This window comes from Vibrio sp. V39_P1S14PM300 (genome assembly GCF_009904765.1).
Classification (GTDB): domain Bacteria; phylum Pseudomonadota; class Gammaproteobacteria; order Enterobacterales; family Vibrionaceae; genus Vibrio; species Vibrio proteolyticus.
The window spans coordinates 1-5,615 of sequence record NZ_WXWP01000367.1 but is presented as its reverse complement, the minus strand read 5'-3'; the positions used below and the strand labels follow the sequence as shown (position 1 = coordinate 5,615).

At 50.0% G+C, this 5,615-nt stretch carries 5 protein-coding genes; 4 read left to right on the top strand and 1 reads right to left on the bottom strand.

Going from position 1 to position 5,615, the window contains the following annotated elements:
* Window positions 1-142: 142 nt before the first annotated feature.
* Window positions 143-1,150 (bottom strand): porin, encoded by a 1,008-nt coding sequence (locus CAG65_RS19215; protein WP_161454661.1) that lies wholly within the window; start codon window positions 1,148-1,150, stop codon window positions 143-145.
* Between the two features lie 447 nt (window positions 1,151-1,597).
* On the opposite strand from CAG65_RS19215, the gene CAG65_RS19210 reads away from it, so the two are divergent.
* From CAG65_RS19210 to CAG65_RS19195, 4 genes are all read left to right on the top strand, one after another.
* Window positions 1,598-1,960 carry a hypothetical protein gene (locus CAG65_RS19210; RefSeq protein ID WP_161454660.1) on the top strand — a complete coding sequence of 121 codons (363 nt, stop codon included), beginning with the start codon at window positions 1,598-1,600 and terminating at the stop codon, window positions 1,958-1,960.
* A 100-nt stretch (window positions 1,961-2,060) separates the two neighbouring features.
* Window positions 2,061-4,118 (top strand): protein-disulfide reductase DsbD family protein, encoded by a 2,058-nt coding sequence (locus tag CAG65_RS19205; RefSeq protein ID WP_272926128.1) that lies wholly within the window; start codon window positions 2,061-2,063, stop codon window positions 4,116-4,118.
* Entirely contained in the window at window positions 4,102-4,626 is a 525-nt protein-coding gene (locus CAG65_RS19200) for a protein disulfide oxidoreductase (RefSeq protein WP_237668182.1), read from the top strand. Before CAG65_RS19205 ends, CAG65_RS19200 begins: the two co-directional genes overlap by 17 nt.
* A 24-nt stretch (window positions 4,627-4,650) precedes the next feature.
* Window positions 4,651-5,385, top strand: a complete 735-nt coding sequence (locus CAG65_RS19195; RefSeq protein ID WP_021706205.1) for a thioredoxin domain-containing protein — start codon at window positions 4,651-4,653, stop codon at window positions 5,383-5,385.
* Window positions 5,386-5,615 lie beyond the last annotated feature (230 nt).

The following is a 5,615-nucleotide window of genomic DNA, read 5'->3' as shown; positions in this document are numbered from 1 at the left end:
GATACATCACGAACACTTCAACCGTAGTACATAAAAATCACATTTCAAATGCAACGTGCCACATACGTGAAGATGTACAAAAAAACGCCTGCTCCTAATGGAGCAAGCGTCAATAATTACTCTTGGACAGAGTGGGACGAGTTTATAGGTAGTAACGCACACCCAGCAACCACATGTCATCTTCAGCGACGTCGATGTCATTGCCCAGATCGAACTGATAGCCAGCGAAGCCGACAAAGCTTGGCGTAAAGTTGTATTCGGCCTGCAGTGCCATTTGGCTGTAGATGGTGTCGTTGTTCTTGTCGTCTTCCACACCTTCATAGTTAATACTGATATTCAGGCTGTTGGCAAACGCGTAAGCCAGCAGACCTTCCATCGCAATGGACTCTTCCAGGCCACGATTCATGTATTCGTTCATGGCATAAACCCCCGCCACATACAAACCTTTACCATAGGTACCGTAGCTGGCGCTGAGCATGTTCGACACCGCAGTGTCTTTCGCGCTTGTCCATTGAACATCACCCGTGTTGTACGCATAGTTGAAGCTTAACCCAGCAATCTTATACGTCAATGCCGCTTGTACGCGGTCATCATATTTGACGTTGGCGGCATTCAATTCATCGGTTTTCGACCCCTGCCAGCCTAAGCCAAACGAGAATTCACCGGCATCACCGAAACTGAACCCGTTGCGGTACGAAATCATTTTATCCGCACGGCCTGTGCCCAGCGGGCCATGATCGTCATACAAGAAGTCGTTCGCATAAGCGATCGGCATATCAGCAATACCCGCGGCGTCGTAATACGGTGACCATTGTGTGCCCACAACAACCCGGCCGTAGCTATCGTGCGTCAGCCCAATGTAGCCCAGACGCGTCGAAAACGACTCTTCACCGCCATCAAGATAGTTCAGCGCCCACTCTCCTTTTGCATCGGCGGTAAAGCCATTGCCAATATCCTGAGTCGCATTGAAATTGATACGTGGAGAAACCTGCTGGACTTCCGTATCGCCCTGTTCAGAGCCACCGAGACCAACAGAAACATGACCACCCACTGAAAACGTGGTCCCTGCATTGTTGTAAAGTTCTACTGCAAATGCCTGTGATCCAAACGCCGCAGTAGCCACTGCCATAGCTATAAGCTTTTTATTCATTTTTTATTTCCATATTTTGTTGTGTTTTTTGGTCCACCGTCACCGAGTTTGTTACCACCCGGTTAACAGTTAGATTCAATGTATCTATGGAAACAGAGAAAGTTGCATAAAATGATATAAAACGATAAAAACACATTTATCAAAAAGAAAAAGCCTTTCTTTTCATACAGAAAGATAAAAATCATCAAAGTCATTGAGATAAGTTTTGATGTTACAGTTAGAAACAATGATGACTGACATTAAAACGAATGTCTCACCCATTCAGACCCAAAACCGTCAATAACAATTAATTAACATCGTTATACATCTGACTGCATTAACGTACCAGACATTATCCACTGGCCAGACACAGGCTCCGGTTACAATTCCAAGTGAAAACAGACTTGATCTTTGTGCAAAAACCTCTAGCCTTTGAATCGCTTATTGAACATCAACAAAGAGTTTACTGTGCGCCTATTCCGCCGAACCACATCCGCGTATTTATCACTGCTGCTAGCGGTGATGGTGGTCGTGCTGTGCGCAGTGAAAACCACTACCGCGTATCAGAACGCTCCTCAGCCGTCTCTGTCCGTCAATGTTGATGGCAGCCACGACACACAAGCTGAAAGCTCAGCGTCACCGTGTAAGCTGACAGAGAAGCTACTCACCCAGTCTCTGGCAAATCTGGAAACCTTGACGCCGCTACTGATTCTGATCGCCCTGCTCTTCACTGGTGCCGTACAAACCCAACAAGTGCAACGAGCTGCACCGTCTGAGTTCACCGTACCCAAATTACGTATCCACATCACTCACTGTATTTTCCGGGAATAGAGTGCGACGTCTTATTTCGTCGTATCACTATTTTTGGAGAAACCATGTGCACAAATTAATTACTTGTCTGTTGTCTGACAGACGCTTTATCTTACCTGCGATGCTGGTCATGCTGTGCTTTGCCGCGCTGCCCGTGCAGGCTCAAACAACCGGCTGGATACAAGATCCTGCACACCCGCCCGTCAAAGTCCGGTTACTGTCGACCGGCCACCTGGACAGTGACAATCGCACCCTGGAAATGGTGCTTGATGTCGCGTTAGAGGGAGAGTGGAAAACCTATTGGCGCAGCCCCGGCGAAGGCGGCATCGCTCCGGAGCTGGACTGGCGTGAATCGCAAAATATTCGCAACATCGAGTGGCGCTGGCCAGTTCCGGCTTACTACGAACAGTTGGGTGTGCAGACGCTGGGCTACAAGCATCAGGTCCACTTCCCACTCCTGGTGGAAGTCAATGACCTCAACCAGCCTGTCCGGCTCAAGGCCAGCCTGCGCCTGCCCAGTTGCACCAACATTTGTGTGGTCACCGATTACCCCATTGAGCTCAACGTAGATCCACGCGCTCTGAGCCCTGACAGTGAAGCTGCGTACCTCTTCGCTCAGGGCAGCAGCCAGACGCCAGCCCGAAACGGGCAGATTGAAGCCGTGGCCAGCTACTGGGATCACAACGCTCAGACTCTGACAGTTGAGCTGCGTAGCGAGACTCCCTGGCAAGAGCCTCAGGTATTGATCGATGGTCCGGACGTTGCCGATGATTTCTTTTCCGAGCCAACGTTGCAGATTGACGGTCACACGCTGTTTGCACGCTTTCACGTCAGCAACTGGCTGGGTAAGGCAGATCTTCGCGACAAATCCGTGCTCATCACCGTTTCGGACACACTGCTGTTATCCGAAACCCGCACCCTAGTGTCGACCACGCCACTCACCCTGCCGCAAAATGGCAATGTCTTATGGATGATAGGAGTGGCGTTACTCGGAGGCTTGATCCTCAATATCATGCCGTGCGTTCTGCCGGTGCTAGGGATGAAAATCAACACTTTGCTGGTCAACCAGAGCGCCTCTCGTGGTCATATTCGCCTGTCATTTTTGGCCTCTGCAAGCGGGATCATCACCTCGTTCCTACTGTTGGCTCTGGGACTTTCGCTACTGAAATTCGCCGGTCATGCTGTGGGTTGGGGGATTCAGTTTCAGAACCCGTGGTTCATTGGTTTTATGGCACTGATCACCCTGCTGTTCTCGGCCAACCTATTTGGCCTGTTTGAATTCCGATTGGCTGGTGGCCTGAATACCTGGCTGGCGACGAAAGGAAATCACTCTTACTCGGGTCATTTTATCCAGGGCGCCTTTGCAACGCTGCTGGCAACACCATGCAGCGCGCCATTTCTCGGTACCGCCGTGGCTTATGCGCTGGCCGCCAGTTACCTTGAAATGTGGATGATTTTTTTCGCACTTGGAGTGGGCATGAGCCTGCCGTGGCTGGTGATGGCGGTTTGTCCTTCGTTGGTGAAATGGCTACCGAAACCCGGCCGTTGGATGAGCCACGTTAAGTGGTTGTTTGCGGGCATGATGCTCCTGACCAGCCTATGGCTGGTGTGGTTGATGAAAAACTTTACAGGCACCGGGCTTAGTCTGCTCATGATGGGAACCGTGCTGCTGAACGTAGGCGTGTTGCTCGCACGCCGTTATGGCCGTCAGGCAACGGTGCCGATGGCGGTGGTGACAATCTTCGCGCTGGGCGGTGGATTGATCACTGGCAGCCTGACCGCCAACAGTTGGGCCACCCCGATCGTCGACGATCTCACCTGGCAGCCGCTGGATGCGACAGCCATTCCGACTTTGGTCAGCCAAGGTAAAGTGGTATTTGTCAACGTCACAGCGGACTGGTGCATCACCTGTAAAGCCAACAAAATCGGCGTGATCTTACAGGATCCTGTCTATAACGCTCTGAAAGCGCAGGACATCGTACTGATGCAGGGCGACTGGACCAAGCCCAGTGATTCGGTCACGGCCTATCTGCGCGAACACGGCCGTTTTGGCGTGCCATTTAACATAGTGTATGGGCCTGATGCCGCCAGTGGAATCGCACTGCCCGTCATACTCAGTGATACTGAGGTAATACAGGCCCTTCACTCTGCCGGGAGCGATCATGACAAGAAAAAGTGAGGAACCAATCCGGACTTCAAGACTCAAAAAGTGGTCAAAAGAACTCGGTTTGATGATGATCGTTGTGGTGGCGATCTCACTGCTCATGGATCGCTATTACAGCGCCGATATGCCCGATGGAGACGCGCCACCGATTGTGGCTACGGCTCTATCTGGTGAGACCATCGACGTCATTAAAGCCAGCCGTGAAAAACCGGTTATTGTGTATTTTTGGGCGACCTGGTGCGGTGCTTGCCGCTGGGTTAGCCCAACGATCAATTACTTTGCCGACCAGCATACTGTCGTCTCTGTGGCACTTTCATCCGGTCAGGATGAACGAGTACGACAGTACATGCAGGCTAAACAGTATCAGTTCAGCGTACTCAATGATTCCACCGGGCATATTAGCCGGGATTGGAACATCGCTGTTACGCCGACGATCGTTATCATCAAAGACGGCAAAATCAAGAGCATCGCAACCGGCATTACCTCTCCGGTTGGCTTGTGGCTCAGAACTCTCTTCGCCTGACAGCGAGAATAAAGGAATACCTACATGAAAAAATCAATCGTCAGTATCGCACTCGCATCCACCCTGCTTTTCACGGCCAACGCGATGGCCTCGCTCTCTCCTGCTCAGCAAAAGCAGCTCAACGAGATTCAGCAGTTACTGGAAAATAATCCTGATATTATCAGTGATCTCCACGCCAGCTTGAATCAGTATGTGGAAAGTCAGGCGCAATTTGAACAGGTAAAACAAGCTAGCCAGGCCTGGCTGAACAACACCCAGGTTCACAGTGTCACCGGCAATCCGAATGGCAACACCGTGCTGATCAACTTTACCGACTACAACTGTCCGTACTGTAAAAAACTTGAAGCGGGCATCGACCAACTGGTCAAAGAATATAACGACGTGAAAGTGATCAATATTTACGTACCGCTGCAACAGCAACAAGTGGCTGGACTGGATACCAATTCCGCCATCTACGCGCTGAATGTGTGGCAGAAAGCACCGGATAAATTCGCTCAGGTGCATGCGTTGTTGGTGGCGAAAAATGGCCGTCACACCAAAGAGTCTCTGGAGGCCATTGCGAAGAAAACCAACACCGCACAATATCTGGTCGCGAATAAAGATGTAGAAGCGTCGATCATTAAAAATCTGCAAACATTTACTAACTTGGGTCTGCGCGGTACGCCGGCCATTTTTGTTGGCGATGACGTTGTGCCGGGCTTCATTCCGTACGCGCAGCTCAAACAAATGGTTGAGAAGGAAATCAATAAAAACAGTTGATTTATCAATCTATTAAATCAGAACGAAGTCTAGAGAAAACTGATTGTTTCCTCATTAATCTGTAGTAAAACTGCTTGCCCGCTCTGCATATCAGAGCGGGCATAATTAATATTTTCTAAATAAAACCGACACTTAACAGTCACACTCCAGAAATCAAACTTTCATTTTAAACATCTACCTTACTTCCCATCCCAAAACAATCGGGCAATGAAACTCAAGTACGACTAATA